This window comes from Gluconobacter sp. R75690 (genome assembly GCF_015244525.1).
Classification (GTDB): domain Bacteria; phylum Pseudomonadota; class Alphaproteobacteria; order Acetobacterales; family Acetobacteraceae; genus Gluconobacter; species Gluconobacter potus.
The window spans coordinates 36,547-62,955 of record NZ_JABCQB010000005.1 but is presented as its reverse complement, the minus strand read 5'-3'; the positions used below and the strand labels follow the sequence as shown (position 1 = coordinate 62,955).

Below are 26,409 nucleotides of genomic sequence, written 5' to 3'. Positions count from 1 at the left end.
ATGCAGCCGGGGCGAGCTGGGAGAGCCATGGTTCTCTGTGTGGCGGCGCTGGCTGCGGTTCTGGGCCTGTCGCCAGCCGTTCAGGCAGTCGCGCTGGGCGTGATTGTGGCGCAGGACCGGGAGGCCTGTCCGGTAGTGTGGAGCGTTCCGGCTCTACTGCTGTCTGTGCTGTTTCCTGCCCAGACATTCGTCGTGCTGGCAGTGCTGCCGGTCCTGTTCTGGTCCGCGCTGGTGCGCCGGCCTGACGTAGAACAGGAAGGCGGGGCATTTCCCGCCGTAATGGGTATTCTGGGCGTATCGCTGGTCTGGCATGCGCCGGCGGCGGTTTCGGCAGAACTCGTCGCGGGGCTTGGGGCCGCTGTGATCGGGTTGCTTGGCCGGTCTGTGCTCGGGGCCTGTCGTCCGGGAGATCTGGGGCTTTTGCGGCCTGTTCTTCTGATGGTTCTGGTCGTGGCGGCGCAGGCGGAAGGTCTTGCGGTCTGTGCCCGGATTGCACTGGAAGCCACACTTCTTGATCTGTCACTGCTGGTTCTGACGGCCGCACTGGGACGCGTGTTTCCGGTACTGTCGGTGTTGCGGCTGCCGTTTCCGCCTTTGCCGGGGCTGGTTGTCCTGTGGCTCGGGATTCATGCCGCGCTTGGTATGGCTGCGGGTGTCGAGGGGTGGAGCGTGCTTGGGGTGGCGGTCGCCCTGCTGCTCGGCCTGCTTGGTCTGTCGGATATTCTTGTCGTGGGGCGCGTGTTCCGTGCGTGGCAGGGGCGTGTTTCGGGCGTTTCCGTCCTGCTGGTGGGGGCTGGAAGTCTGCTGCTGCCCGCTCTGGTGTTCGGAATGGTGAGCCCGGTCCTACATTTCGTAGGTGGGGAGTGGGTCTGGCCTGTCTGGCGTATGGGCGGAGGAGACGGAGCTTCTCTGCGGTTGCCGGCTTTCGTGCTGACGGGGGCGGTTCTGTGGTGTGTGCTGGTGCGTCCATGGCGGGTTGTCGGCGGGATCGTGCAGACGGCTTCCACGCTTCTTCCTGCACTGGGAAATCTGCTTTCGGTCGGGGACGGCCTGTTTGAGGAAGCGCCGTCTCTGGGCTGGAAAATGCGCTGCGTCATTGTGGCGGGGCGGCGTCGTCTCAGGGCGCTTGGCGGCGTAAAGGCTCCTGTTCTGCCTGATCTGCGTCAGGGCGCGGTGGGGCTCTGGCTTATGCTTCTTGGTCTCGTTCTGGCGGTGCTGGGAGTGATGGCGTGATGGGGCATGAGATCGGGCTGATCCTGCTGTCCGTGCTGGAAGCGCTGTTTCAGCTGGGGCTGCTTCTCGTTCTGGCGCCCGTGATGGGCTGGTGTCTGGACACTCTGCCGTTCTGGCTGGCGGGACGTTCGGTCGGGACAGTGCGGTTCCGTCTGTTGCAGACGGCTCGTTTCTGGAGATCGCTGGTTCAGGTTCCGCTGGGCGGGCGTCCGGCGCTGGCGCTGACGGCGGGTGTGCTGACGCTTGTGTGTCTGCCGGCGGTCACGACGGGATCGGGGCTGTCGTCGCTGGCTGATCCGCTTGTTATCGGACTGGTCGTGCTGCTGGGGCGCGGATTTCTGGGGCCGGGGCTGTTGCAGGGGGCGGCGGCGCGTCTTGTGCCTGCGGTGCTGCTCCTGTGTCTGACCGAGGCCCTGATTGCTCTGGCCGCGCCGGGAACGGACGGTCTGTCTGGCCTGTGCGCGATGCTGCATATCGAGCCTGAGCCGGGCCTGGAAGGGGCGCTTGCGGCCTGTGCGCTGGCGCTTGGAATTGCCTGTCCGCCTTTGCGTTCGGATGATGTGACGCAGATGCTGTCCGGATTGCGGGACCGGCATGAACGTGAGGCCGCGCGCAGCATTGCCGATGTGCTGAACTGCGGCTGGCTGCTGCTTTTGGCAGATATGGCGCTGCCGGTGAGTGTCGGGCTGGCGCAGGGTGGTGTGCAGAGCTGGTGGCTCGGGCTGCTGGCGCTGGGCGGCCGGCTGGCGCTGACGGTTGCTGTGGCGGTCGGGCTGCGTCTGATGGCGCAGGAGCGGAGCGCACGGCTGACGGCGCTGTTTGCGGGTGTGGCGCTTCTTCTGGCTCTGGCGGGGAGGTTCGGCACATGATCGTCGGGTTTGGATTACTGCTGCTTCTTGCGCTGGCGGGTCTGGGCAAGGACGGGCGGGGGCTGCCGCTTTACGGGGCAGTCTGTGCTTTTGCAGGGGCGACGGTCTGTTCGGGGCTGATGGCACTTCTGACGTCTGCGGCTCTGGTTGGGCTGAATGTGCTGGCCTGGGCGTGGCTGCGGCGGTTTGCGGCGGAAGCGCCGGACCGGGCGGCTGTTCTGCCGGTTGTCGGGACGCTTGTGCTGCTGCTCGCGCTCGGACTGTCCGGTGCGGGGCTGGGGCTTGCACCTGTTCTGGGCGCGGGGGCGGTTCTGGCCGGTCTTTGTGGCGCTGCGTGGGGCACGCCGCTGGTTCAGTTCACGGGGCTTTTGCGGGCCGCGGACGGGCTGGTTGTCGTGGCCTGCGTGCTTCATTCATGGCCGCTTTTTGCGGCAGCGCTGAGCCTGTGGGGCGTTCTGGCGGCGCTCGGTGTGACGCTTCTGCCGCGTCTGGCGTGGCGCAGGGTGGAGGACGTCTGATGCATCCGCTTGCTCCTGTTGGAACGCTGTTTGCCGTAACGGTCTGGCCGCTTCTGGCGGCGTTCCTGCTCCTTCTGACGCCGGAAAACCGCCAGTCTGCCAGCAGTCTGACCTTCGCTGTGGCGGGCCTCGTCATTACGCCCCTGGCTGTCTGGCTCATGCCGGGAACGGATGCGCTGGCGGCGGCGTGTTCGTGCATCGTGACGGCCATTCCGCTGCTTCTGCCGCAGGCTCAGGACCGGACCGGGCGGATCCTGCCGTTTCTGGTGACGGGTTGTGCGCTTCTGGCGCTGAACATTCACTCGGCCTTTGCCGTGACGGTCCTGTGTGGTGCGGGAACGGTCCTTCTGGCTTGGCGCGAGGGGCGTGGGCCCCGCAAGGCGCTTGTTGTCTGGGATATGGCGCGCAGCCGGCTGGGCGGTGTGGTGCTGGGGCTTCTGGGAGCGTCGCTTCTGCCGATGCAGCAGTCGTCGCTTGGTGCGGTGCTGCTGACGGTGGGGCTGTGCATGGTGGCGGGGCTTGGACCATCGCCGGCTCCGGCGCCTGAAGCAGCACTTCTGGATACGGGGCTGCGGTTTTCGGCGCTCATGCTGATGTTCCGGCTGAGTGCGTATCCTATGGTTCATCTGCTGATGCTGATTGCGGGGTTCGGGACGATCATCATGCTCGTCTCGTCACGCTCCTCGGGCCGGAGCATGTCCCTGCCGATGCTGTCTGCATTCGGGGCCCTGGCGGCTGCGACCGGGGAAGGCACGGCGCTGGTCCTGCTGCTGCTTGCGGCGCTCGGGCTTGCGGTTCTGGATCTGCGCGGGGCAGAGGGCGAGGACGGGATCGCGGCCGGGGCTGCGCCCTGGCCGGTGTTCTGTGCGCTTGTCGGGATCGGGCGTTCGCTTGAAACCGGGCAGCTTGTTCTGCTGGTGGTGTGTCTGCTGCCCGCTCTGTGGTCGGTACGGCACAGGACGCTTCTGCTGGCGTTTGCGCGGGGAGAGCGGGGCATGGTGGCCGTGATGCAGGCGGTTCTGCTGCTGGGGGGGCTGTGTGGTCCGCTGTTTCTGGCCTGGCATCCGGTGACGGGGTGGCGGCCATGATGGGGATGGGTCGGATCATCCGCAGCGGCGAGCGGGTTGCGCTGTCGCATTATCATCTCGATGCCGAACAGTGGAGCGCGATGCTGTCTGCGCCGGGTGCGACGCTGCCGCTGATATCCTGCTGGGCGGATGATGCCCGTGCCTATGTGCTGCTGCTGGAGGGGGATCGTCCGCTTCTGGCGAGTACGGCGGTGGAAGAGCGGCGTTATCTTGCGCCGTCCTCGCGTTTTGCGGGGGCCGAGTGGGGCGAGCGCGTGGCCTATGACCTCTATGGCGTGGAAGCGATGGATGCCCGTGGGAACGGAGCACCGGCGCTGGATGAGGGCGGTTGGACGTCCACCTGGCCGCTGTCGTCCCGTCCGGGGCCGGCCGCGGGGGGATTGCGGCCGCTGGCGGGAAGCCATCTGCTGCGTCCTGAGCAGACGGGGCTGAGCGGACCGCTCGAACTGTCCTTCGAGGTTCTGAAGGGCAAGGTCCGGAGTGTGGAGGTCTGTGCGGGCGGGGCGCATCGCGGGGTCGTGTCGCGCCTGCTGGGACGGACGCCGGAAGAGGCCATGCTGCTGGTGTCGCGGATGACAGCGGGCGGGTTCGTGGCGCATCCGCTGGCTTTTGCGCGGGCTGTGGCGCAGGCGCGCGGGCTGGTTCCGGGGCCTGGTATCCGGGATGTCTGGATGGTGCTGCTGGAGATCGAACGGATGTCGCTTCATCTGTTCGACATGGCCCGGACGGCGCGGGGCGTGGATGCGGAGCTGCTCGCGACGCATTGCGATCATGCGCGGGAAGCCATCGCTCGGGCCTGTGCGGAGCAAGGCGTTTCCCGCCGTCTGATGGATATGGTGGCCTGTGACGGGTTTCGGGATGGGCTCGAGATCGTGCCGCTGGCTCAGGCCGTTCATGCGGCGATGCAGCCGCGTCTTGCGGCGCTGGAAGAGCTTCACCGGGTTTTTGCGCCACGTCTGGACGGGTTTGCGGTTCTGGATGTACGGCTGGCCGAGCGTTTTGCCGTGGGGGGCGTGACCGGGCGCGCGAGCGGTCGCAGCATGGACATGCGGCGACGGGAAGCAGGGATGCGGCTGGAGGCGTTGCGGGCGACAGGATCGAGCCAGGGCGATGCCCGGGCGCGTGAAGGGCTGCGGCTTGCGGAAATCCGCGATTCCCTGAAGCTGCTGGAGCGGATCCTGGGGAGTATCGGTCTGGAAGACGACGAGCCCGCGCCGGACCGGACGGATGAGGGCATTGGCGTGGCCGAGGGCGCGCGCGGAGACGTGTGGTACTGGGTGCGCTTGAAAGACGGGCGGATCGAGAGCCTGCATGTGCGGGACCCGGGCGTATCGCTTCTGCCGGTTCTGGGCGCGATGCTGCGGGGCTATCCCGTCAGCCGGGTGCCGGTGGCTCTGGGTTCGATCGGGATTTCACCGGCGGGGATTGCGCTGTGAAGACTGGGCAACGGACGGGGCCTCTGAGCCTGCTTTACGCTTTCATGGATGCAGCGCGCGGGCGGGCGTCTGTGGAAGGAGAAGTTCTGCGGCGGGAGCGGCCGATCGGGCTGTATGTCCTTGAGACCGGTGGGTGCGAGGGATGCTTCATGGAGATCGAGTCCCTCAATGGCAGTGCGTTCGCGCTGGAGCAGGCGGGTTTTGTCTGTGTGAGCGATCCGGCGGATGCGGACTGGCTGCTGTTGACGGGGGCGGTGACGCGGGTCTGTGCTGAAATGGTGGACCGGGTGTGGCGGGCCATGCCGCCGGGCCGGAGCCTGATTGCTGTGGGCGCCTGCGCGGTGGATGGCGGGCCTTTTCCGGCCGGTTATGCGACGCTGGGGGGGCTGGAGGCGCTGACGCCGGTACGGCGTTCGATTGCGGGATGTCCGCCGTCGCCGGACGATATTCTGCGGGCTTTGCAGGAACTGGCGCAGGTCTGAACGGTTTGTCCGGACGCGGGAATTTTCCTGAAACAACGAAGTTTTGTCCCCCGACGGCTTGCCGTAACACGGTTTCGCGTTAAAGCAGACGGACGCACTGGATGCGTTTTCCATGAGGTTCGGTCGCCTGTCTTTCAGGTCACCGTATAGAGCACAGGGCTAGAGATGGCTGATTATCGCCTTGGAATTGATCTTGGTGGCACGAAGATCGAAATTGCCGTTCTGAACCGTTCGGGCGATCTCGTCCTGCGTGAACGCATTCCCAATCCCGGTATCTATAATGAAGCCGTTCTGGCCATTCGTGATCTGGTGACGGATGTGGACCGTCGTCTGGGTGCGGTGCCGAGCCACCGCGTTTCGGCCGGACAGCATACGTCCACGCTGGGCATCGGCATTCCGGGATCAATCTCCCCCGAGACCGGGTTGATCAAGAACGCCAATGCGACCTGGCTGAACAACCAGCCTTTCGGTCAGGATGTAGAATCTGCGCTGGCGCGTCCGGTCCGGACGGAAAATGACGCGAACTGCTTTGCCCTGTCCGAAGCGGCGGATGGCGCGGCCAAGGGCATGCTGACGGTGTTCGGCGTTATCATCGGAACCGGCATGGGGGCGGGCATCGTCAATAACGGCCGTGTTCTTGAAGGGCGTCATCATATTGCGGGCGAGTGGGGGCATCTGCCTCTGCCCTGGCCGACGGAAGAGGACGCGCCTCCACGTGAATGTTTCTGCGGCAACAAGGGCTGCATGGAGCGCTATCTGAGCGGTCCGGCCCTGGCGGTGGATTGGAAGGGGCCGGGTCACCGCAATACAGCCGGGATCGAGGAGGCGGCGGCCAATGGCGATCAGGCCGCCATCGCGGCACTGGGTCGTTACACCGAGCGTTTCGCCCGAGCCTGCGCGATGGTCATCAACTTCCTCGATCCGGATGTGATCGTTCTCGGTGGTGGCGTGTCCAACCTGCATACGCTGTATGAGCGCGTGCCGCCGCTTCTGGCCAAGCATGTCATCACGCCGGTCTGCACGACGCCGATCGTGCGCAACAAGCACGGTGACAGTTCGGGCGTTCGTGGCGCAGCGTGGCTGTGGGACGTGACGGAGTAAACCGGCTCATCGGCTGGATATGAAAAAGGCCGCCCGAGTGACCGGGCGGCCTTTTTTGTTGGGCTTTATGCGGCTTAGGCGGGTTCTTCTTCCACCGTTTCCGACATTTCTTCCGCCGCCTGTTTCAGGCGGTGATAGGAGCGGCGGGAGAAAGGCAGGATCGCGATATAGAGCAGTCCGGCTCCCGCAAGGGCGCCCCAGGGGTCTGCGACCATAAGGGCGGCGTAGAGGCCGGTTCCCAGCATCAGGGGCAGGACGTAACGCGCCGGGACCTTGAAGTTCTTGAAGGACCAGACCGGCAGGGTCGAGACCAGAAGCAGGCCTGTGAAGATCAGGCAGACGGCCGAGACGATGGGCAGGCGGGCAAAGGCGGCCAGTCCCCCGGCATGCAGCCGGTCGGCCTCAAGGCCCAGGAAGACCGGGAACAGCACCAGTCCGGCTCCCGCAGGGGCGGGAACGCCCGTAAAGAAGCTGTAGGAATATTCCGGCTTATCATCGTCATCGAGGCTTGCATTGAAGCGGGCGAGACGTAGCGCCATGCAGACCGTGAACAGGATGCAGGGGACGAAAGAGTAGCGCCCGGCATGTTCGAGCGACCACATCAGCAGCACGAAGGACGGTGCCACGCCGAAGCAGACAAAGTCCGACAGGCTGTCGAATTCCGCGCCGAAGCGGGTGGCACCCTTGAGCAGGCGGGCGATCCGCCCGTCCAGGCCGTCGATACAGGCGGCGATCAGCAGCGCCACGGCCGCGGGTTCGAACTGGTGTTCGAGCGCGAAACGCATGCCGCTGAGCCCGGCGCAGAGGCCGAGCATGGTCATGATGTTGGGGATGAGGCGGTTGAACGACGGCCCCCGCACGCGGGTGCGGGGATTGCGCCCCATGCGTCGGAGCCTGCGTCGGATGCGACGTCTTTTGGCGGGGCGGATGGGTTCAACCGTTGGCGGTGTGGTCATGAACGGCGTCTGGCTCAGAGCTTCGCCAGGACAGTTTCGCCACCAACCATGGTCTGCCCTTCCACAACCAGGGGTTCAACGCCGGGCGGCAGATAGACATCCGTGCGTGAGCCGAAGCGGATCAGGCCGAAGCGCTCGCCGGCTTCCACGCGGTCGCCTTCCTCGACGAAACACAGGATACGGCGTGCGATCAGCCCGGCGATCTGGACAACGCCGATGTTGCGACCGTCCGGCAGCGTCAGGCGCAGTTCGTTGCGCTCATTGTGTTCGGAGGCCTTGTCGAGGCTGGCATTGAGGAACTTGCCGGCGTGATAGGCAATCTTCGTCACTTCACCGGCGGCTGGCATGCGGTTGATGTGGACGTTCAGCACGGACAGGAACGTCGAGACGCGCCAGACCGGGGTGTGGCCCATTTCCAGAGCGGCAGGTGGGGTGACGAGCGCGACGGATGTGACGCGGCCATCAGCGGAGGCCAGCACCAGATCCGTGCGCGGTGGCGGGACGCGCTTGGGATCGCGGAAGAAGTAGAGACAGAACGCCGTGAAGGCGATGCCCGCGTTGCCCAGCAGGCGGGTAGGGCGCCAGGGCGTGGCCCGTCCGAGAAGCCCGACGAGTGAACCCGCGAGGAGAAAGGGAGTCGCGGCGCGATGCGGCGGCGACAGGACAAGCTTGAAGGACTGGATCAGCGACATGGAACGCACTCTTACGGCACACGGCGGGAGGGTCAAGAATTCGCCACAAAGAAGGCGTTTTTCGGGCAGGTTTTCTGCTTCCGTCGCCTTCAGGCGGGCTCGGCCACCTGCCGGGGGAGCGGGACGCACAGTTTTTCGTCGATCAGGGGCGTTCCTGCATAGACATTCTTGCGGGCGGTGACGACATGCACTCCGCCGCAGGGCAGTCGCAGTGTGCGGCCTGCCCGTTCCATCAGGCGGCCATGCGTGACTGACAGTGCGGCGGGTGGGATCATCAGCGCGCTGGAATGATGTTCGATCCGGAACAGGGCCTGATCGAGCAGGCGCGTCAGCTGGCCGCTGCTGTAGGGGATGCCGTAACCAAAGGGCGTGGCATCCGTGTGAGCCCAGTAGCCGGAGCGGTTGGGAACGACCAGCGTCAGGACCCCGTCATCGCTGAGAGTGCGCCAGATGGCGCGGAGGAAATCCGGAGCGAAGCGGGTGAATTCGAGGCCGTGGACCACGAGGACGGCGTTCATCGAGAGGTCGTCGAAGGGCAGGCGTCCGCTGCTGACGATGCAGTCCGCCCAGGGGATGTTCCGGGTCTGGCTTCGGGTGGGACGGGTGCTGCGCTGCGTCTGCGGGTGCAGGAGGCGGCCCGAAACGGCGAATTCCGCACTTTCCGGGAGATAGGGGGCTGTGTAGCCTATCCCGAGGATCCTTCGGCCGCGCATGGGGGGCATGATGCTCTGCAGGCGGTCGTTGAGAAGCAGCGCCGTGCGCTGGCCCTGTCGGCTTTCATAGAAAGTGGCGGCATCATCGGAACGGATGCGGGCCAGGGACGTCAGCATGCAGCTACCTCATCAGCAGGACACTCCAAGGGGAACAGTCATGCCACTCGATATCAAGCCGATTCCGGTTCTCTCCGATAATTATGCCTGGCTGCTGACCGCGACGGAGGGTCAGCGCGCCGTTGTGGACCCCGGTGAAGCGGGGCCGATCATGGACGAAATCGGGGAAGGGCGGCTCGACATGATCCTGCTGACCCATCATCACGCCGATCATACAGCGGGGACTGACGCACTTAGGGAGCGCTATGGCGCGAAGGTGTATGGACCGCGGCAGAAAAGGGAATGGCTGCCCCGGCTGGACCATGACGTCGAGGACGGGGACAGCTTTTCGCTGGGCAGCGCGCAGATCCGGGTTCTGTCCACGCCGGGCCATGCGGTAGGGCATGTGTCGTATGTCGTGCCCGAGGTTCCGGCGCTGTTCTGCGGGGATGTGCTGTTCAGCCTGGGATGCGGGCGGCTGCTGGAAGGGACGGCGCAGGAGCTGTTCGACAGTCTGCATCGCTATGACAGTCTGCCGGATCAGACGCTTGTCTGTGCGGGGCATGAATATACCCGCTCCAATCTGGCTTTCGCGCTGCATGTCGATCCGGACAACGCGGCTTTGAGGGCGCGGGCCGGGGAAGTCGAGCAACTGCTGGAAGCGGGGCGGCCGACGCTCCCGGTCAGCTTGGGTGTGGAGCGTAGGACCAATCCTTTCCTGCTGGCGCCGGATGTCGCGACGTTTGCGCGGCTGCGCAGGGAAAAGGATACGTTCTGAAGGCACAAAAAAAGCCCCGCTCGAAAGAGACGGGGCTTTTTTGTGAAGGATCGTTGGGCCGTTACCAGCCGAAGATGATCTTCTTGAGCAGTTCGGCGCCGAGGCCGACGACGACAACGCCGCCGGCCCAGATCGCCACGAACCAGCCCACACGTTTCATCCAGTTCAGGAAACCCGGTTTCTGTTCGGGCTGTCCGTATTCGATCCGCATGGGCCGGCCTCCCTGTTCTCAGTGATAGTGATGTCCGGCGGACATTTTTCCGCGGAACACGTAGTACGAATAGGCCGTGTAGGAGAGGATCAGCGGTAGCAGGAACATCGTACCGACCAGCAGGAAGGTCTGGCTCTCCGGCGGAGAAGAGGCCTGCCAGATGGTGATGGTCGGGGGCACGATGTAGGGCCACACATTGATGCCAAGGCCGCTGAAGCACAGGAAGAACAGGCCCAGTGTTGCGACGAACGGCAGCAGGTGCGAGCGTGGGTTGCGCAGTCCCATGAACAGGACGCCCGTCAGCACGATGACGGCGACAGGCACCGGAGCGACTAGTGCGAACTGCGGCATGGCGAGCCAGTGCTGCATGTAGGTGGTGTGCAGCATGGGCGTCCAGATGGAGACCAGTGCGATCGTGACCAGCATCAGCCCGGCAAGAGCGAAGGAGATCCTGCGCATCGTGTCGTGCAGTTCACCCTCACAGCGCCACAGGAGCCAGGTTGCGCCGAGAAGAGCGTAACCGATGACCACGGCAAGGCCACAGAACAGGGCGAACGGGGAGAACCAGTCGAAGCTGGACCCGACGAACACGTTGTTCTCGACCTTGATGCCCTGGACGAGCGTTCCGAGGATGACGCCCTGCATGAATGCCGCCACGAAGGAGCCGCCGCAGAAGGCCGTGTCCCAGAAGAACTGGCTCATGGGCGATTCCGACTTGAAGCGGAACTCGAAGGACACGCCGCGCAGGATCAGGGCCAGCAGCATGAACAGGACCGGCAGGTAGAGCGCCGGAAGGATCGTGCCGTAGGCCACGGGGAAGACGCCGTAGAGCGCGGCGCCACCGAAGATCATCCAGGTCTCGTTGCCGTCCCAGACGGGGGCGACGGTGTTGACCATGAGGTTGCGGTGATCGTGGTCCTTTTCCTTGAGGAAGAGGATGCCGATCCCGAGGTCGAAGCCATCGAGGCAGATATAGAGGAAGATGGCGGTTGCTGCGAGCAGCGCCCAGACCACCGGGAGCCAGAAGCCGGCTGTTTCTGTCATGGTTCTTACTCCGCCATGCCAGCGTCGGGCTGGGGCTGATGGGAGACCTGTGTTGTACCCGCAGCGCGCTGGGGCTGATCTTCGGCCGGACCATGCTGATCCGGATGGGGCTCTTCGGCGAAGGTCCGCAGCAGGATGGTGATGCCGCCCGTGAACACGATGAAATAGACGATGACGAAAGCGATCATCGACGTCGCGATGTTCGGCAGGGCGATCGGGGAGACGCTGTCGGACGTCCGCAGCAGGCCATAGACCGTGAAGGGCTGACGGCCGACTTCAGTCGTGATCCAGCCGCAGAGCAGGGCCAGGAAGCCCGCAGGCGACATGAACAGCGCGATGCGATGCAGAAGCGGTGTGTCGTAGAGCTTGCCCTTCCAGCGCAGATACAGCGACCACAGTCCGATCAGCACCATCAGCATGCCGAGCGCGATCATGATGCGGAAGGAGAAGAACAGCAGCGGGGAGTAGGGACGGTCTTCCTTCGGATAGTCCTTCAGGCCCGGAACCTTGCCGTCGAGGCTGTGCGTCAGGATCAGCGAACCCAGATAGGGGATGGCGATCTTGAAATGCGTCGTCTCATTCTTCATGTCCGGAATACCGAACAGAAGCTCGGGCGCGCGGCTTTCGGACTCCCAGTCGCCTTCGAGGGCAGCGATCTTGGCCGGCTGGTATTCCAGCGTGTTCAGGCCCTGCGTATCGCCGGCCAGAACCTGGATCGGGGAGACGATGGCGGCCATCCACATGGCCATGGAGAACATCAGGCGGACCTGTTCAGATGCCTGACGACCTTCACGACGGGCTTTGAGCAGATGCCATCCGGCAACGCCCGCGACAATGAACGCCACGCACAGGAAGGCTGCGAGGCCCATGTGCACGATGCGGTACGGGAAGGAGGGGTTGAAGACGATCTGCCACCAGTCAACCGGCAGGAACCGGCCGGTGGCCTCGTCGATGCGGTAGCCGCGCGGGGTCTGCATCCAGGAATTGGACGACAGGATCCAGCTCATGGAGATCAGCGTGCCGATCGAGACCATGCAGGTGGCGGCAAAGTGCAGGCCTTTGCCGACGCGGTTGAGGCCGAACATCATGACGCCGAGGAAGCCGGCTTCAAGGAAGAACGCCGTCATGACCTCGTAGGCCAGCATCGGACCGAGGATCGGACCGGCTTTCTGTGAGAACGACGACCAGTTGGTTCCGAACTCGTAGGACATGACAAGGCCGGAGACCACGCCCATGCCGAAGACGACGGAGAAAACTTTCAGCCAGTATTTGAAAAGGTCAAGATAGGCGCTGCGACCCGTTTTGAGCCACAGGCCTTCGAGGACTGCGAGATAGGCTGCGAGACCGATCGAGAATGCCGGGAACACGATGTGAAACCCGACTGTAAACGCGAACTGGAAACGCGCCAGGAATAGAGCCGACAAGCCAAACATGTCGATTGCCTTCTGGGTAGATGGCGAAACGCAGAGACCGGCAGGAAGGATGTCGGCTCCCCGGGGGCCTCACGCACGCACAACAGGGTAACGAAGTTGTGATCTCTTCGCGTGTTGCCGTCTTTTGAACCTAATCAACGCATTTTGCCAGAAAAAGTTTGATACGCCGGACATGATTTTGACAAAAATCAATGCGGCATACGGGATTTTTCCGGGCGTTCAGGGGGTTCTGAAACCCTGGCTGACAAGTGCTGAAACCGCCTGTGCATCCGGGAGGATCTGACCATTGACGACGGGCATGGAGAGCGAAAAGGGGCGCTCCTTCATGGCCGGGATGCCGGATGCTTTCTGCAGCAGTTTTTGCAGCGCTGCCTGAAGGTCGGGAGCGAGATGCGACTCTATTTCCGGACGATCGAGGAGACGGGAAGCCAGTTCCTGCCAGTGGGTCATGGTGAGGGTGAGCGTGCCGTTCTGTTCCGGCAGGGCGAGGGCGCCTGTCAGGGTGATCCGGTTGTCCGGAGAAGCCGGGACAGGAGTGGCGGAGGCATCCTGCAGAATGAGGCGTCCGTAGGATGTGGGGTCGAGCAGCGAAAGTCCCTGCGATGACTGCGATGCTGTCAGGGCGATTGCCAGACGTGCGTTGCGCAGGTCGCTGGAGAGGCCGTAGGGCAGGGGAAAGCCGTTGACTGTGGCGGCATGCGCGATGAGGCCGAGGCGCGTGGCGTCCGGGCGGGCAGCGGGAAAACGGATAAGACGTCCGGACAGGGTCTGTGCAGAGAACTGTCTGTCCGGCCATTGGCCCGAGAAGACCAGTTGAAGCCGGGGCGCCGAAAAGACCAGGTTTTCCGGATTGCGGAAGCGGATCTGAAGGCCCGGAGCCAGCACGGTCAGAACATTCTCATTCACGACAAGGCGGGTGGCCTGATGTCCTGTCAGGGAGAGTGGAAGCCCTGCATGGAGCAGGGAGAGCCATGATCCGCCCAGACGGATTTTCTCACCGGCCCATCCCGCATCATAAGGCGACGCGGCCGAGGCGGGGTGTGTGCCGTTCAGGCGGTTGAGTTCCACCCAGGCCCCGAAGGGCCAGCCGCCCCTGTGCAGTGGAGTCGTCTCAACCCTCCAGCCATTTTCGCGCGCGGCGGTCAGGGCGGTTCGGGCTGTGGCGTCCAGCCTGTGGACTGTCCGGAGCCAGTAGACTGTATCCAGCGCCGCGGATATTGCAAGGACGGCAATCAATACCACAGCAGATCGGCCGTAACGCACAGTAAAGAATGGACGAGCCATTGAGCATGTCTTTTCAGGTGTGGCTGCGGGATTGGTCAAGTCCCATCTGTTTTATCCCCAGCCATTGAAAGAAGCTCCAAAACGTTGGAAAGCGCTCACGAACGTGTGATCTTAAGTGGAGCTTCTGGAATTATGAAATGCCGAAAATGGCAGAAAACCAAGGGATGTAGAGATTCTGTCAGAGGTGGGACGTCAGGAACACGTCGGGTCTGGAATAGTCCTGAAAGATTTCAGTTTTTTGCAGTCCGGTCATGCGTTTTCCGGGTCCACAGAGTTATCCACAGGATCGCGGGGAAGGGTATGGGTTGTGCACAGTTCATCCCACGCGCTCTCCAGAGCCTGTGTGAAGGCCTTGCGCTCCTGCTGTGGCGGCAGAGGCTGGCCGATGACGACGTGTAGGGTTCCCGGACGCTTGAGCCAGGCATTGCGGTCCCAGAACAGGCCTGAATCGGTGGCGACGGGCACGATGGGAACGTCTGTCTGTCGTGCCAGGGCGACGATGCCGGGCTGGATCGGATGGCGCTCTCCGGGAAGGGTACGGGTGCCTTCGGGGAAAATGATGATCTGGCGATCGTCGGCATGGGCCGCCTTGGTGTCCCGCATCATGTTGCGCAGGGCTTTCGAGCCGGCCTTCCGGTCGATGGCGATCATGCCGGTCAGGAGCAGCATCGGGCCGACGACGGGAATACGGGTCAGTTCGGATTTGATGATGTAATCGGGCCGGTCAACGAGGGTCATCCAGATGAAGCCGTCGAAGAAGGACTGGTGCTGCGAGGCAATCAGCAGCGGACCGGGGGGCAGGTTCTCGCGCCCCGTAACTTCGATGCGGACCGAGCAGATCCGGGTAAAGCCGGCCAGGACGGCCCGTGCCCAGAGTTTCGCGTAGGACAGGGCCAGATCCTGGTTTTTCATCAGGCGGATCGGAATGGTTCCGAGGCCCATGAACAGGGTGATCCAGAAAAGATAGAGATTGAAAAGGACGCCGCGCAGAATGCTCATCATGGTGTTCTGCACACCAGAAAAGCGGTCCGGGCACAAGGGCTGTCAGGCGCCGTCCAGTCCTTCCCGGCCATCCGGAAGGCCGGTGAGGACGCAGATTTCCGCGCCGAGGAACTTGTTATATTCGCGGAACATCAGAAACAGGGTCCGGCGGGAAAGGGGAGCCTGAAGGGCGAGAGGCACGACCGGATAGGGGACGAGAGCCAGATCCGGAGCCACGCGATGGATTTCGAGAACCGCCCGGCGGATATGATAGCCGGCCGTGACGACCAGAAGGCGGTGGAGGTGATTATCACGGGCCCACTGGGCGGTTTCGTGGGCGTTGCCGATCGTGCTGGTAGCACGGCGGCCGAGCGTGATGCGCTCGGCCAGGGGGGAGGACAGGGATTCCTGCTGGAGATGCAGGATGTGCTGTAGCGTGACATGGGGGCCGACCCCCGAGATCAGGAGCAGATGCCCGTATCCGCCCCGCAGAAGTGTGATGGCCGTATCGACGCGTTGTTCTCCGCCGGTCAGGGCGACGATGCCGTCGCAGACGGGGGCTGTGACGGAAGCCTTGCTCGCGTCCTGAATGAACCATGCGAATCCCGCCAGCCAGAGCCCGCCCAGAGCCAGACATGTCAGGAACAGTCGCTTCATGGCAGCCGCCGGAGCCAGACGAGCACGACGGTCTGCGCGGTGAGCCAGCCCAGGCAGGCGGCAATCAGAGGGAGGGCGCCGAGTTCTTCGAGAAGGAGGCGGGGCAGGACATGCAGGGTGTTCCACCAGCTGGCCAGCATGGTCTGCCATGTAGTGGCAGGCAGTGCGGTTGGCCCTGCATCATGTGAGAAGGGCGCCAGTTTTCGCGCGAGCATGGTGATGACCGGGCTCAGGAAGAACAGTCCGGCGAGGCCCCCGGCCAGGCTCAGAAGGGCGGCCCTGCCCGCAATGCGACTGGAGATCGTCACATCTCCGGCACCGAGGAAATGGACGATCTCGACAGCCTTGCGCTGGGCCATCACGGAGCGGCGGACGGTCATGCCGACTGATAGGACCGCGATGGCGGCGATAAGGCTGACCGCAAGCCAGGCGCAGGCGACGAGGCTGCTTCCCAGCCCGTTGAGCCGTTCTCCCCAGCGGCGGTCCTCTTCCACGACGGCTTCTGGCAGGGCCTCATGCACGACCTTGCCTAGATCAGGTGTTCCGGTATGGGCGACGATCAGAACGACGGGCAGGGAAAGGCCGGGGAGATGCCCGCTGTCCGAGACCTGTCCGAGCCAGGGGGCGAGAAGGGTCTGTACCTGCTGCGGGGAAAGTTCCCGGACAGTGGTGACATCGGGCGTTTTGTTGAGGGTCTGGATGAGGGCGCGGGTGCGGTCTTCAAGCTGGGGTGTGTCGGACGGGATCTCGATCGTGGTGGCGTTGCGTGCGGCGCCGGCCCAGCCTTCAGCCAGGGTTTGAACGCCTGTCAGCCCGGCGAGCGAGAGCCCGGCCAGCAGGGTCATGAGTGCGACCAGAAGCGGCAGGCTGCCGGAGCGCAGGCCGGGGGAGACAGGCGCGCTCATGCTTTGTCGCTCCGGCGTGCGGCAATTCCGTCCTGAGGATCGGCCCCCGCGAGTATGCCGTCCTGAAGGACGATGGACGCGGCCGGAGCTTCGCGGACCAGCGCTTCATTATGGGTGGCGACGATGACGGTCGTGCCCATTTCCACCAGTTCCTGAAACGTGGCCAGCAGGCGACGGGCCTGCGCGTCCTCGAGGGCGTTGGTGGGTTCGTCGGCCAGCAGGACTTCCGGACGGCCGATCAGGGCGCGGGCGATGGCAGCGCGCTGCTGTTCGCCGCCGGAAAGGGTTCCGGGGCGCTTGTCAGCGAGATGCGCGACGTCCAGCCATTCCAGAACGGCGAAGGCTTCACGTCTGGTGTCGCGTTCGGAGGCGCCGCGCAGTCTCAGCGGGAGAGCCACGTTGTCGAACACAGTCCATTCCCCGATCAGGCGATAGTCCTGGGGAACAAACCCGATCCTCCGCCGCAGGTTCCGTAGCGTGGCCCGGCTGGCCTGACTGACGGATACGCCGAGGAGGTCCATCTGACCGGCCGAGGGACGTGTTTCGAGCGTCAGGAGGCGCAGCAGACTCGATTTTCCGGCTCCGGACGGTCCGAGCAGCCAGCGGAACTCCCCCTGCGGGACGGTGAGCGTCAGATTCCGCAGAACGGGCTGTCCCACGCCGGGGGGCATCATCGAGACATTCAGGAGGCGCATCATGAGGTTTTCATTGAAAAGGCGGGCAATCTATTAACCATTTAATAACGATCATTTCGTCATAACAGGCAAGCACACGGCTCAGGCTAGGCCGGATCGGAGCCGGCTGTCGAAGGGATTGATTGAATGCGCATTGAATGCCCCCACTGTCATGCAGTCTTTGAGGTCCCGGAGGCGCTGGCAAAAGGGGTCAAGCGTCTGCGCTGCGCCAACTGTGGAGACAGCTGGGAGCTAGGGGCGCCCGCAGCTTTGAAGCCGGAAGAGGCGCCCGAGGGATCTGTCGCCGCGTCTGAAGTTTTCGAGGTCCCGGAAGAGGAGGCTGCACCTGCCGTTGCGGAGTCGCCGGTTTCCGGAACAGAAGGGACGTTCCGGGCGAGCGGGGCCATGGCCAGCCGCAGCAATGCCCGCCGTTCCGCGGTTCTGCATTCGCGCTCGGCCGGAGAGGTACAGGCGCCCACGGATACGGCTGGTCCGTCGATGATCGGGTCTACCGGAGCCTGGATTGCGGCCTGGGGCGCCAGTCTTGTTCTGGCAGGATCCGGGGTTGCCGCGCTGTGGTATTGCAAGGGCGCGGGCGTTTCAGGGTTTCTGCCTGGGGCCGGGCATTTCTCCTGACCCCGACGCATTTTACATGTTGCGGGCGGCGAGGGCCGAGACCGTGGCTCCGATCGCGGCGATGGCCATGAGCAGGATACCGTCGAAAATCAGGGAGCCCGGCGTGATAAGGTGAGAGCCGATCTGCAGATGGTTTGGAAGAGTCCCGGCGACATGGTTCATGATGTCACGGGCCTGCGGATCGGCCGTGGCGGCGCTCGTGGTGATCGCGTTGACGATATGTGGCAGGATGTACCAGCCCACTCCCAGAATCAGCAGGAGAGGCGCCAGAAGCTCGGCGATCTGCTGGGCCAGATAGAAGGCGAAATAGCAGACCGACCAGATGCCCGTCCGGATCATGGAGGACGTGGTGAGCGATGAATCGCTGCGGCTGCTGCGGCCCAGAAGGCGGTCCGTGATATGGGATGGGGGCTGCATGTCCATAGATATGGCTTCCAGTGGTCCGGCAACGGGAGTTAGTCTTCGCCCCTGAAAACGGACGAATGGTTCACCTCGGACTAGCTGCAAGAGAACGCCAATGCAAACTTTCCCGTGCTGTCATGCCTTTTCCTGAGTTCGAGATGCCTATGGTGACGTCCAACATGCCCCGGGTGGTCCTTGTGGAGCCCGATTGTGACCATGCCAGGCAGATTGCCCAGGTTCTGGTCAAGGAGGGGTTTGCCCTGACCTGCGCCACGAGTGGCGAGGAAGCGCTGGGTACGATCGAGGAGACCATGCCGGATCTGGTGGTCGCCTGTACCGAACTGCCGGGCATGAGTGGTGGCCAGTTGGCGCGGCGGCTGCGGCTGGATGCGCTGACCCGGAACATCCCGATCCTGATGCTGACGGAGGATGCCTCTCCAGGTGTGGAGCGTGAGGGGCTGGAGAGCGGCGCGGATGCCTATATTTCCAAGTCGGCCCATCCGGATCTCATGGTACTGCGGATGCGGGCTCTGCTGCGGGAAGGGCCGGAACTCCTTCAGGTCGATGAGGCATCCCGTCTGCGCCGGGCGCGGATCGTGATCGTCAATTCTCCGCGCGAGGATGAAGATGAGGAAGAAGTTGTCGAGGATGTCCCGGAGACCACTCTGGGAGAACTGCTCTGGCGTGACGGGCATACCGTCACGTCCATCGAGCGGTCCGACGATCTGATTGAGGGCGGCTGGCTTCGGGGGGCGGACAGTCCGGACTGTCTGGTGCTGGAACTGGGCAGCGGGGACGAGGATCTGAAGTTCTGTCGCCTTCTGGATGCGCGTCGGCAGGCGGTGCTGGAAGCGGGCGGGATTCCGTTCCGGACGCTGGGCATTGTGGAGGCGTCGCGTTTCCGAAGGCAGTCTTCCGGTGAGTTTTTTGAGGCCGGAATTGATGATCTCGTGCCAAGCGATATTGCGCTTGAGGCGCTGGCCATGCGGATCCGGACGCTGGCGCAGCGGAGGATGGCGCAGGACGAGTTCCGTCAGCAGGAAATCGAGCGTCAGCAGAATGCCCTGACGCTTGAAGCCGCGCGCGCCAAGGCGGAAATGGCTGAGGCGCTGGCCCAGGCCAATATGGAACTGGCGCGGACGAACGAGCGGCTTCTCCAGGCGCAGTCCAAGCTCGTGCAAACGGCGAAAATGGCGTCGCTGGGTGAGCTGGTGGCGGGCATTGCGCATGAGATCAACAACCCGCTGGCCTTTACGATCGCACATGCGGATACGGTGACGCGAACCCTCAAGCGGTTGCAGGGTGTGAATGCTTCGGACGAAGCGATGTCCCTGACGAAAAAGGGAATGTCGCGGCTGGAGTCCATGAAGCTTGGTTTGCAGCGGATCCAGAACCTTGTTCTGAGCCTGCGGCGGTTTTCACGACTGGATGAAAGCTCGTTCCAGAAGGTTGATGTACCGGCCGCGCTGGAAACCGCGCTCGCTCTTCTGGCACACAAGCTGGGGCCGGGGATCATCGTACAGAAGGATCTTCAGGCGCCGGCCGAACTGGTCTGCCAGCCGGCGTTTCTCAATCAGGTTGTCATGAACATCATTTCCAATGCGGCCGATGCGCTGGTGGACATGTCCATGGACGGAGATATCGTGCGCGGCAGGATCGTCATTGCCTCGCGTCTGGAAAACGGGCGCTACGAAATGAGTGTGAGTGACGACGGACCGGGGTTGCCGCCTGACCTGCGGACGCGGATTTTCGATCCGTTCTTCACAACCAAGCCCGTGGGAACCGGGACGGGTCTGGGGCTGGCCATTGCCTATAGCGTTATGGAGGCGCATGACGGGGTGATTGAGGTAACGGACGCCAATCTGCCGGACGGGCGCGGGATCGGAGCGTGTTTCCGGATGAGTCTGCCCGTTCGCATGACCGAGGAGGGGCCGGTGGCGACTGGTCGTGCAGCATGACTTTCTGGAGTGCCAAAGGGCCGTCGCGCCCGCTGATCCTGCTGGTTGACGATGAGGAGGAGATCCTCGTCGCCCTGACGGATCTGCTGGAAGACCAGTATGAAATCCTGTCCACTACGGACCCGTTGAAGGCGCTCGATCTGCTGCGGGCGCACAGGGATGTCGCGACCATCATTTCCGATCAGCGGATGCCAGGTCTGACTGGGGACCAGTTGCTGATGCAGGCTCGGGCGTTTTCGGATGCCCGCAGCATTCTGCTCACGGGATATGCCGATCTGGAGGCGGTCGTCTCCGCGCTGAACCAGGGGCAGGTGCAGGCCTATGTGCACAAACCCTGGGATTCGGATGCCCTGCGTTCGCTGGTTGGCGAAGTCACGCAGCACTGTCTGGCGCAGCGGGCCCTGAGAACGGAGCAGGCGCTTCTGCGGGGACTGATGGAAGCGCTGCCGATCGGGCTCGTCTTTTCGGACCGGGACGGGCGGTGCATCCGCAGCAATGTGCGGGATGAATCCGAGAGCGGGGCTGAGAACGAGCAGGCCCATTTTCCGGAAAATCTCTGGCCCGAAATCACGGCCATGCGTGAGGATGTGCGCGTTTCGGGACAGGAAGAGCGTCTGGTCGGAGAGGTTCTTACGGAAGGAGAGGGCCGTTCTGTCACGCGCTGGCATGAGCTGACGCGGCTGGTTCTTGCGTGGCCGGAAGGTGCTTCCAGGGCAGATGCCTGGCAGGTCAGCATGGACCGGGATGTGACGTCCCGTGTCGTTATGGAATCACGGCTGCGTCAGGCCGAAAAGCTTCAGTCGCTCGGGACGCTGGCTGGCGGTATTGCGCATGATTTCAATAATCTGCTGGCGGCAATTTCAGGGTCTCTCGAGCTTCTGGAGGATATCGCGGAGTTTGATGAGGCTTCTCTGGCACTGTTGCGCAATGCCGCGGATTCCGCCCAGCGCGGGGCCGTTCTGACGCGGCGGCTGCTTCAGTTCGGACGTCCGCGCGAGGCACGTCTGTCGGCTGTGTCGCTGGGGCAGTTGCTGCCGGGGCTGACGGATCTTCTGCGTCAGAGCCTCAAAAAGCGGGGTGTCCCGGCATCGGCGGCCCCATGCGCGCTGTGTGTGGAAGACGTGCCACCGGATCTGCCGCTGGTCTGGTCGGATGCGGACCAGCTTGAAATGGCGCTCCTGAACTTGTGTGTGAATGCGCGGGATGCCATGGCGGATGGCGGGACGGTGCGGATCAGTGCGCATGTCGTCGAGCAGAAGCGGACGAGTCTTCCCGCGGAGTGCTGTCCTGACCGGGCCGTGGCGCTGGAGGTCGTGGATGAAGGCGAAGGCATGCCGCCGGAGGTGGCGGCAAGGATTTTTGATCCCTTCTTTACGACCAAGGATGTCGGGCGTGGGACCGGGCTGGGTCTGTCCAGCGTGTATGGTTTTCTGAGCCGGAGTTATGGCGAAATCGTTGTTGACAGTGTCGTGGGCAGGGGGACGCGCATGACGCTGCTGCTTCCCGTGGCGCGGGGCAGTCAGGAACGGGTTGCTGTGCCGCAGCTTCAGGGTGCGAAGCTCGAACGGCGCCTGAAGGTTCTGGTGCTGGATGATGAAGCGCCGGTGCGGATGGTGACGGCGGGATTCCTGGCCCAGGATGGCCATGAGGTGACGGCTGTGGCCTCGCTGACGGATGCCCTGAAGCGTGTTGATCTGGCGTCCCCCTTCGAGCTTGCGATCATTGATATGAGGATGCCGGATCATGATGGTCTGGCCTGTGCGGAAGCATTGCTGAAGGCTGTGCCCGGATTGAGGGTGCTGTTTATCAGTGGGCACACAGATGATATGCCGGCCCCTGAAAACGGGCTTCTTCTGCCGAAGCCCTTTACGCAGGAAAGCCTGCAGAGGGCCGTTGCCGAAACCATGCGTTCTGTTGACGGTGGTGCGTCATAAGAAGCCGGTCCTGCGTCGGCTGGCGGCACTGGGCCTGTGAATTGGAGATTGTGACACGTGAGTGATGCCTATCTTGTTCCCCAGGAGGACACGGCTGCTGCGGCTATCGAGGAGATCGAGGCCGAGCTGGGTCTGTTTGATGACTGGATGGAGCGGTATCAGTACATCATCGAGATGGGACGCAAGCTGCCGCCATTTCCGGAAGAGTGGCAGGATGATGCCCATCGGGTTCCGGGCTGTCAGAGCCAGGTCTGGCTTGAAGCGGTCGAACGGGATGGAAAGCTGTTTTTCGCCGGGGCGTCGGATGCCGCGATCGTTCAGGGGCTCGTGGCGCTTCTGCTGAGGGTTTATTCCGGCCGTCCGAAATCGGAAATTCTGGAAACAAGCCCTGTGTTTCTGCATGACATGGGACTGGTCAAGGCGCTTTCGACGAACCGTGGGAACGGGGTCGAGGCCATGGCACAGGCCATTCAGAAGCGCGCGTCACATTAGAAATGAAAAACCCCCGCAGGCTCAAAGCCGGCGGGGGTTTTTCTTGCAGAGATTATAATCTTACTGCGGGTGGCTTGCCGACGGAGTGGCGCTGGTCGCAGCTGTCGTGCCGCTGGCGGTTGTCGGGCACTTCGTGAACTTCCCTTTTGCGTCCCGGCAGGGCTTCGGCTTCTGGGGAGCTTCGCATTTCGTGAACTTGCCCTTGTCGTCGCGACAGGGCTTGGCGTGGGCCATCTGGGTACCGAGCGCCAGAACGGCGAGGGCGGCAACGGAGAGGCGACGGAACGGCATGGGGTATGATCTCCAGAGCGGTGCCGGGTTACGGGGAACGCGTCCCGGCTTTCAGAAAAGAATGCAATACGTTGCGAGCGGCGTGCAAGCTGTCTTGTACCGGCAGACTAGCGGAAACCCTGCTGGTCCACGGGGTGGGTCGTGTCCCAGGTGATATTCCCCCGATACTGTGCCGTGATGGGCTGTCCGTCCTTAAGAGCCGGGTAGTATCTGGCGAGGCTGAAATAGGCGAGCGAAGCGCGTTGCAGGATGGGCGGGCCGTCACTGACGGTGCAGTCATGCGCGGCGCCCATTGGGTCGATCTGACAGAGGACGGTGATGTGACCGCCAATTCCGGCAGTGTCGGCGGCTTCGGGATAATGGGGCGGGGGCGTATGGGCCTTGTCGAGCACCGGCGTCGTCAGGTCGGGCGAGGCATGGAAGGTGTAGGTCTTCTCCCATGTGCCGGGCACGGCCACGCTGTTCTGGTAGGCGGGCAGGAAGGTCGAGTTGTAGGCCATCTGCTCGGCTGCGAGGCCGAAATCCGGTTGTGAGGCGGAAGACTGGCAGGCGGTGGCTATTCCGGCAGCGCTGATGGTGCAGCGGACATGGGCCGTTCCGCTTTTGTGAAACTCAAGTTCGGCCGGCGGGTAAATGAGAGGGCTGTGATGATGGGGATCCAGCATCGCGCCGAGAGGATGGTCTTCGGCCTGTGCGGACAGGCTGCTGCCCGCAAGAAGGAGGGTCAGGGCCAGAAGCGGGCGGATGACGGACAGTCTCATGATGTGTCTCTCATCGGGAAGTAACTTTGTTACTCTATGTAACGATTATATCTTCCGCCAGTCTGCCGGAACGAAAAAAGGGGAGATGCCTGATGGCACCTCCCCTTTTTCATGTCCCCGAGGGGCCTGTCAGATCATTTCTGATCGGGCAGGGCGTAGGCGATGATGTCGTCGCCCATGCGGGTCGGGAACGAGTTGTGTCCGCCTGCATAGGTCACGATGTACTGCTTGCCGTTGATGGCATAGGTGATCGGCGTTGCCTGAGCACCAGCCGGCAGACGGTCCTGCCACAGCACCTTGCCCGTCGTCAGGTTGTACGCACGGATGTAGTAATCCATGGACGCCGTCAGGAAGCCGAGATTGCCAGCCGTGGAGAGCGGGCCACCGAGGCTCGGGACACCGATCTTGATCGGCGGCAGCGGGATCGGCAGGGAGCTGCCATACATCGAGTCACGCAGGGTGCCGTTGCGGTGCTGCCAGACGACCTTGTTGGTCTTCAGGTCAATACCGGCGACATAGCCCCAGGGCGGCGTGCGGCACGGCATCTTGATGCCGAACGGCAGCAGCACCGGATCCAGGAACGGATGCAGGTTGACGGCATACGGGATGCCATAGTTGTGCTGCAGGCCGGTTTCACCACCCGTGCCCTTGGCATTTTCTTCAGGCCAGAGCGGGTTGCCCGGTCCGCGGGGAACAAGCTGAGAGACGAACGGCAGGGAAATCGGGTTGGCGAAAGCCACCTGACGCTGCGGATCGACGGCCAGACCACCCCATTCGAACATTCCCAGATCACCCGGGAAGATGAGCGAGCCCTTGAGCGACGGCGGCGTGAAGGGGCCTTCGTAGCGGAGGGTGTGGAAATAGATGCTGCAGAACATCTGGTCGAAGATCGTGCCGCCCCAGATATCGGAGTCGTTCAGCGGGTTCTTCGGACGCAGGGTCAGCTGCGACATCGGCTGGGTCGGGCTGGTGTGGTCACCCGGAGCAGCACCCTGGGGAACCGGGGTTTCCGGAGCCGGGACGATTTCCTTGCCGGTACGACGGTCGAGGACGAAAATGTCGCCGGTCTTGGTCGGAGCGTAGATGGCCGGAACAAGCGTGCCGTCCTTCTGTGTCACATCCACGAGGCTCGGCTGGGACGGAACGTCCATGTCCCACAGATCGTGATGAACGGTCTGGTAGAACCAGGCGAGCTTGCCCGTATCGGCGTTCAGCGCAACGATACCCGGAGCGAAACGCTCGGAATCCTTCGTGCGGTCACCGCCCCACTGGTCGGGAGTCCCCACGCCCATCGGGATGTACACGAGGTTCAGGTTGGCGTCGTAGGACGACACGATCCAGGAGTTTGGCGAGTTCGGGTGGAAGACAGGGTGGCTCTCATCCGGAAGCTGGTTCGGATCCGGGTTGGACGCATCGAACACCCAGACGCGCTTGCCGGTGTAGACGTCGAATGCCTGCGTGGCGCCCGAAGCCTGCTTGACCGAACCGTTATCGGTGATGGCGCTGTTGGCGATGATCAGCTTGTCTGTGATGACCGGCGGGGACGTCGGCTCGTACTGGCCAGGCGTCGTGTAAGGCTGGTTCGGAACGCGCAGGTCGATCTCGCCATTGTTGCCGAAGCCGGAGCAGGTCTTGCCCGTGTCGGCATCGACTTCAACCAGACGGCCATCATTGACCGGCAGGATGATGCGCTTGGCGCAGTCCGTCGGAGCAGGATTGCCATCGGAATCCATGGCATTGGCCGGCGTTTCGTGGAAGCTGACGCCACGGCAGGTCAGATGCTGGAAGCCAGGGTTGATCTGGAGCTTCGGATCGTAGACCCACTTGACGTTGCCGGTGGCACCATCAACCGCAAACAGCTTCTGATGCAGTGAGCACATATAAAGCGTGTTGTTGAACTCGATCGGCGTCGCTTCGTTCGTCGCTTCGCCCGGGTCGTTGGAGTTCATCATATCCTTGGTGTGGATATGCCATGCGACCTTGAGGTTGCTGACGTTCGTCGCATTGATCTGGTTCAGCGGGGACCAGCGGTCACCGGCCTGCGTACGACCATAAGCGTGCCACTCGCTGGCCGGAACGTTGTCCGGGTCGGCGGGGGAGGCGTTTGCGATCTGCGTCGGCAGTTCGCCGCTGATGTCATGCGGGTCGGTGAAGAGGCTGGCGAACAGGGCCAGAACCGCAACGCCAACGGCGCCGGCGAGCGGCAGGACGGTCGTCCGCGTGCCACCGATCTGGCGCGAGACGAACGGCAGCAGCAGCCAGATGCCGAGGATGATGACGATGTCCGAGCGCGGGATCAGGGCCCAGATGTCGAGACCGACAACGGTGAGTTCCCAGATGACCGTTCCGAAGACGACGACTGCGAACAGATAGAGGGCAGCCGGATTGCGCCGGAATGAGAGGAAAGCCGTGGCGAGAAGTGCCAGGCCAAGGATGACATAATAAAGAGGGCCGCCGATGGCAGCGACCCATGCGCCGCCAACGGTAAGGATCGCGCCGCAAAGCGCGAATACCGCGGCCGTTATCAGGGCCCAGAGCCCTGGCCGGGAAATTGTGCTCATGATGTTCCTGGATCTGTTGTTCTGATGCATCACGGTGACTTCCGGACAAAGCACATGGATGCAGGTCAAGGGTCAAGATGTCAGAAGGTTCATCTTGCTCACGTCACTGTGAGGACTTTCACGTCGTCGTGACTTGAGGAAAGGAAGGACTTATGATTGAGCGTTCAAGAAAATAATGCGCTTGCAGGCCACTTGGGCTTACGATAAGGACACCGCTTCCGCG

27 protein-coding genes are annotated in these 26,409 nt (G+C 63.2%); 12 read left to right on the top strand and 15 right to left on the bottom strand.

Going from position 1 to position 26,409, the window contains the following annotated elements; genetic code table 11:
• Nucleotides 1-27: 27 nt before the first annotated feature.
• The 7 genes from HKD27_RS07520 (at nt 28) to HKD27_RS07490 (ending at nt 6,727) form a co-directional block, all read left to right on the top strand.
• Nucleotides 28-1,233, top strand: coding sequence for a hypothetical protein (locus tag HKD27_RS07520; protein WP_228518384.1), 1,206 nt, complete (start codon nt 28-30; stop codon nt 1,231-1,233).
• Complete coding sequence (locus HKD27_RS07515) at nt 1,233-2,102, top strand: hypothetical protein (RefSeq protein ID WP_194689193.1); 870 nt, start codon at nt 1,233-1,235, stop codon at nt 2,100-2,102. Before HKD27_RS07520 ends, HKD27_RS07515 begins: the two co-directional genes overlap by 1 nt.
• The gene (locus HKD27_RS07510; RefSeq protein ID WP_194689066.1) at nt 2,099-2,620 is read left to right on the top strand and encodes a hypothetical protein; all 522 of its coding nucleotides are present in this window, start codon (nt 2,099-2,101) and stop codon (nt 2,618-2,620) included. The genes HKD27_RS07515 and HKD27_RS07510 overlap by 4 nt, the downstream gene beginning before the upstream one ends.
• The gene (locus tag HKD27_RS07505; RefSeq protein WP_194689065.1) at nt 2,620-3,708 is read left to right on the top strand and encodes a hypothetical protein; all 1,089 of its coding nucleotides are present in this window, start codon (nt 2,620-2,622) and stop codon (nt 3,706-3,708) included. Before HKD27_RS07510 ends, HKD27_RS07505 begins: the two co-directional genes overlap by 1 nt.
• Nucleotides 3,705-5,144 carry a hypothetical protein gene (locus HKD27_RS07500; RefSeq protein WP_194689064.1) on the top strand — a complete coding sequence of 480 codons (1,440 nt, stop codon included), beginning with the start codon at nt 3,705-3,707 and terminating at the stop codon, nt 5,142-5,144. Before HKD27_RS07505 ends, HKD27_RS07500 begins: the two co-directional genes overlap by 4 nt.
• Nucleotides 5,141-5,626, top strand: coding sequence for an NADH-quinone oxidoreductase subunit B family protein (locus HKD27_RS07495; RefSeq protein WP_194689063.1), 486 nt, complete (start codon nt 5,141-5,143; stop codon nt 5,624-5,626). The genes HKD27_RS07500 and HKD27_RS07495 overlap by 4 nt, the downstream gene beginning before the upstream one ends.
• 165 nt (nt 5,627-5,791) lie before the next feature.
• A complete protein-coding gene (locus HKD27_RS07490) occupies nt 5,792-6,727 on the top strand; it encodes an ROK family protein (RefSeq protein WP_194263565.1) in 936 nt (311 codons plus the stop codon).
• A gap of 74 nt (nt 6,728-6,801) precedes the next feature.
• Here HKD27_RS07490 and HKD27_RS07485 read toward each other — a convergent pair whose 3' ends face one another.
• The 3 genes from HKD27_RS07485 to HKD27_RS07475 form a co-directional block, all read right to left on the bottom strand.
• The gene (locus HKD27_RS07485; protein WP_194263564.1) at nt 6,802-7,683 is read right to left on the bottom strand and encodes a phosphatidylcholine/phosphatidylserine synthase; all 882 of its coding nucleotides are present in this window, start codon (nt 7,681-7,683) and stop codon (nt 6,802-6,804) included.
• A gap of 14 nt (nt 7,684-7,697) precedes the next feature.
• Nucleotides 7,698-8,375, bottom strand: coding sequence for a phosphatidylserine decarboxylase (locus HKD27_RS07480; RefSeq protein WP_062448984.1), 678 nt, complete (start codon nt 8,373-8,375; stop codon nt 7,698-7,700).
• An 89-nt stretch (nt 8,376-8,464) separates the two neighbouring features.
• On the bottom strand, nt 8,465-9,205 hold the full coding sequence (locus HKD27_RS07475; RefSeq protein WP_194689062.1) for a methyltransferase: 741 nt from the start codon (nt 9,203-9,205) through the stop codon (nt 8,465-8,467).
• Between the two features lie 40 nt (nt 9,206-9,245).
• Here HKD27_RS07475 and gloB point away from each other — a divergent pair, with 40 nt between their 5' ends.
• Complete coding sequence (gloB, locus tag HKD27_RS07470; RefSeq protein ID WP_194689061.1) at nt 9,246-9,962, top strand: hydroxyacylglutathione hydrolase; 717 nt, start codon at nt 9,246-9,248, stop codon at nt 9,960-9,962.
• Between the two features lie 61 nt (nt 9,963-10,023).
• Here gloB and HKD27_RS07465 read toward each other — a convergent pair whose 3' ends face one another.
• From HKD27_RS07465 to HKD27_RS07430, 8 genes are all read right to left on the bottom strand, one after another.
• Nucleotides 10,024-10,173: a DUF2474 domain-containing protein gene (locus HKD27_RS07465; RefSeq protein WP_098049509.1), complete on the bottom strand. Its 150-nt coding sequence runs from the start codon at nt 10,171-10,173 to the stop codon at nt 10,024-10,026.
• Between the two features lie 18 nt (nt 10,174-10,191).
• Nucleotides 10,192-11,217 (bottom strand): cytochrome d ubiquinol oxidase subunit II, encoded by a 1,026-nt coding sequence (cydB, locus tag HKD27_RS07460; protein WP_062494850.1) that lies wholly within the window; start codon nt 11,215-11,217, stop codon nt 10,192-10,194.
• Nucleotides 11,218-11,222: 5 nt separating this feature from the next.
• A complete protein-coding gene (locus HKD27_RS07455) occupies nt 11,223-12,650 on the bottom strand; it encodes a cytochrome ubiquinol oxidase subunit I (RefSeq protein ID WP_194689060.1) in 1,428 nt (475 codons plus the stop codon).
• A 219-nt stretch (nt 12,651-12,869) separates the two neighbouring features.
• Nucleotides 12,870-13,934, bottom strand: a complete 1,065-nt coding sequence (locus HKD27_RS07450) for a DUF2125 domain-containing protein (protein ID WP_194689059.1) — start codon at nt 13,932-13,934, stop codon at nt 12,870-12,872.
• A 249-nt stretch (nt 13,935-14,183) separates the two neighbouring features.
• Nucleotides 14,184-14,933: a 1-acyl-sn-glycerol-3-phosphate acyltransferase gene (locus HKD27_RS07445; RefSeq protein ID WP_024717215.1), complete on the bottom strand. Its 750-nt coding sequence runs from the start codon at nt 14,931-14,933 to the stop codon at nt 14,184-14,186.
• A gap of 45 nt (nt 14,934-14,978) precedes the next feature.
• Nucleotides 14,979-15,572: a YdcF family protein gene (locus tag HKD27_RS07440; protein WP_062494845.1), complete on the bottom strand. Its 594-nt coding sequence runs from the start codon at nt 15,570-15,572 to the stop codon at nt 14,979-14,981.
• Complete coding sequence (locus HKD27_RS07435; protein ID WP_194689058.1) at nt 15,569-16,477, bottom strand: ABC transporter permease; 909 nt, start codon at nt 16,475-16,477, stop codon at nt 15,569-15,571. Before HKD27_RS07435 ends, HKD27_RS07440 begins: the two co-directional genes overlap by 4 nt.
• A complete protein-coding gene (locus HKD27_RS07430; RefSeq protein WP_194689057.1) occupies nt 16,474-17,175 on the bottom strand; it encodes a cell division ATP-binding protein FtsE in 702 nt (233 codons plus the stop codon). Before HKD27_RS07430 ends, HKD27_RS07435 begins: the two co-directional genes overlap by 4 nt.
• Before the next feature lie 123 nt (nt 17,176-17,298).
• Between HKD27_RS07430 and HKD27_RS07425 the strand changes: the two genes are divergently transcribed.
• Nucleotides 17,299-17,787: a zinc-ribbon domain-containing protein gene (locus tag HKD27_RS07425; RefSeq protein ID WP_194689056.1), complete on the top strand. Its 489-nt coding sequence runs from the start codon at nt 17,299-17,301 to the stop codon at nt 17,785-17,787.
• A 12-nt stretch (nt 17,788-17,799) separates the two neighbouring features.
• Here HKD27_RS07425 and HKD27_RS07420 read toward each other — a convergent pair whose 3' ends face one another.
• The gene (locus tag HKD27_RS07420; protein ID WP_011251857.1) at nt 17,800-18,210 is read right to left on the bottom strand and encodes a hypothetical protein; all 411 of its coding nucleotides are present in this window, start codon (nt 18,208-18,210) and stop codon (nt 17,800-17,802) included.
• Nucleotides 18,211-18,368: 158 nt separating this feature from the next.
• Here HKD27_RS07420 and HKD27_RS07415 point away from each other — a divergent pair, with 158 nt between their 5' ends.
• The 3 genes from HKD27_RS07415 to HKD27_RS07405 are packed head-to-tail and all read left to right on the top strand — an operon-like array spanning nt 18,369 to nt 22,573.
• Nucleotides 18,369-20,147 (top strand): ATP-binding protein, encoded by a 1,779-nt coding sequence (locus tag HKD27_RS07415; protein WP_194689055.1) that lies wholly within the window; start codon nt 18,369-18,371, stop codon nt 20,145-20,147.
• The gene (locus tag HKD27_RS07410; RefSeq protein ID WP_194689054.1) at nt 20,144-22,081 is read left to right on the top strand and encodes a response regulator; all 1,938 of its coding nucleotides are present in this window, start codon (nt 20,144-20,146) and stop codon (nt 22,079-22,081) included. Before HKD27_RS07415 ends, HKD27_RS07410 begins: the two co-directional genes overlap by 4 nt.
• A gap of 57 nt (nt 22,082-22,138) precedes the next feature.
• Nucleotides 22,139-22,573 (top strand): SufE family protein, encoded by a 435-nt coding sequence (locus HKD27_RS07405; protein ID WP_062501917.1) that lies wholly within the window; start codon nt 22,139-22,141, stop codon nt 22,571-22,573.
• 60 nt (nt 22,574-22,633) lie between these two features.
• Here the strand turns inward: HKD27_RS07405 and HKD27_RS07400 are convergent, their stop codons facing one another.
• From HKD27_RS07400 to HKD27_RS07390, 3 genes are all read right to left on the bottom strand, one after another.
• Nucleotides 22,634-22,864: a hypothetical protein gene (locus tag HKD27_RS07400; RefSeq protein WP_011251853.1), complete on the bottom strand. Its 231-nt coding sequence runs from the start codon at nt 22,862-22,864 to the stop codon at nt 22,634-22,636.
• 107 nt (nt 22,865-22,971) lie between these two features.
• Nucleotides 22,972-23,625: an energy transducer TonB gene (locus HKD27_RS07395; protein WP_194689053.1), complete on the bottom strand. Its 654-nt coding sequence runs from the start codon at nt 23,623-23,625 to the stop codon at nt 22,972-22,974.
• Nucleotides 23,626-23,759: 134 nt separating this feature from the next.
• Nucleotides 23,760-26,186 (bottom strand): glucose/quinate/shikimate family membrane-bound PQQ-dependent dehydrogenase, encoded by a 2,427-nt coding sequence (locus HKD27_RS07390; RefSeq protein WP_194689052.1) that lies wholly within the window; start codon nt 26,184-26,186, stop codon nt 23,760-23,762.
• Nucleotides 26,187-26,409: the final 223 nt, after the last annotated feature.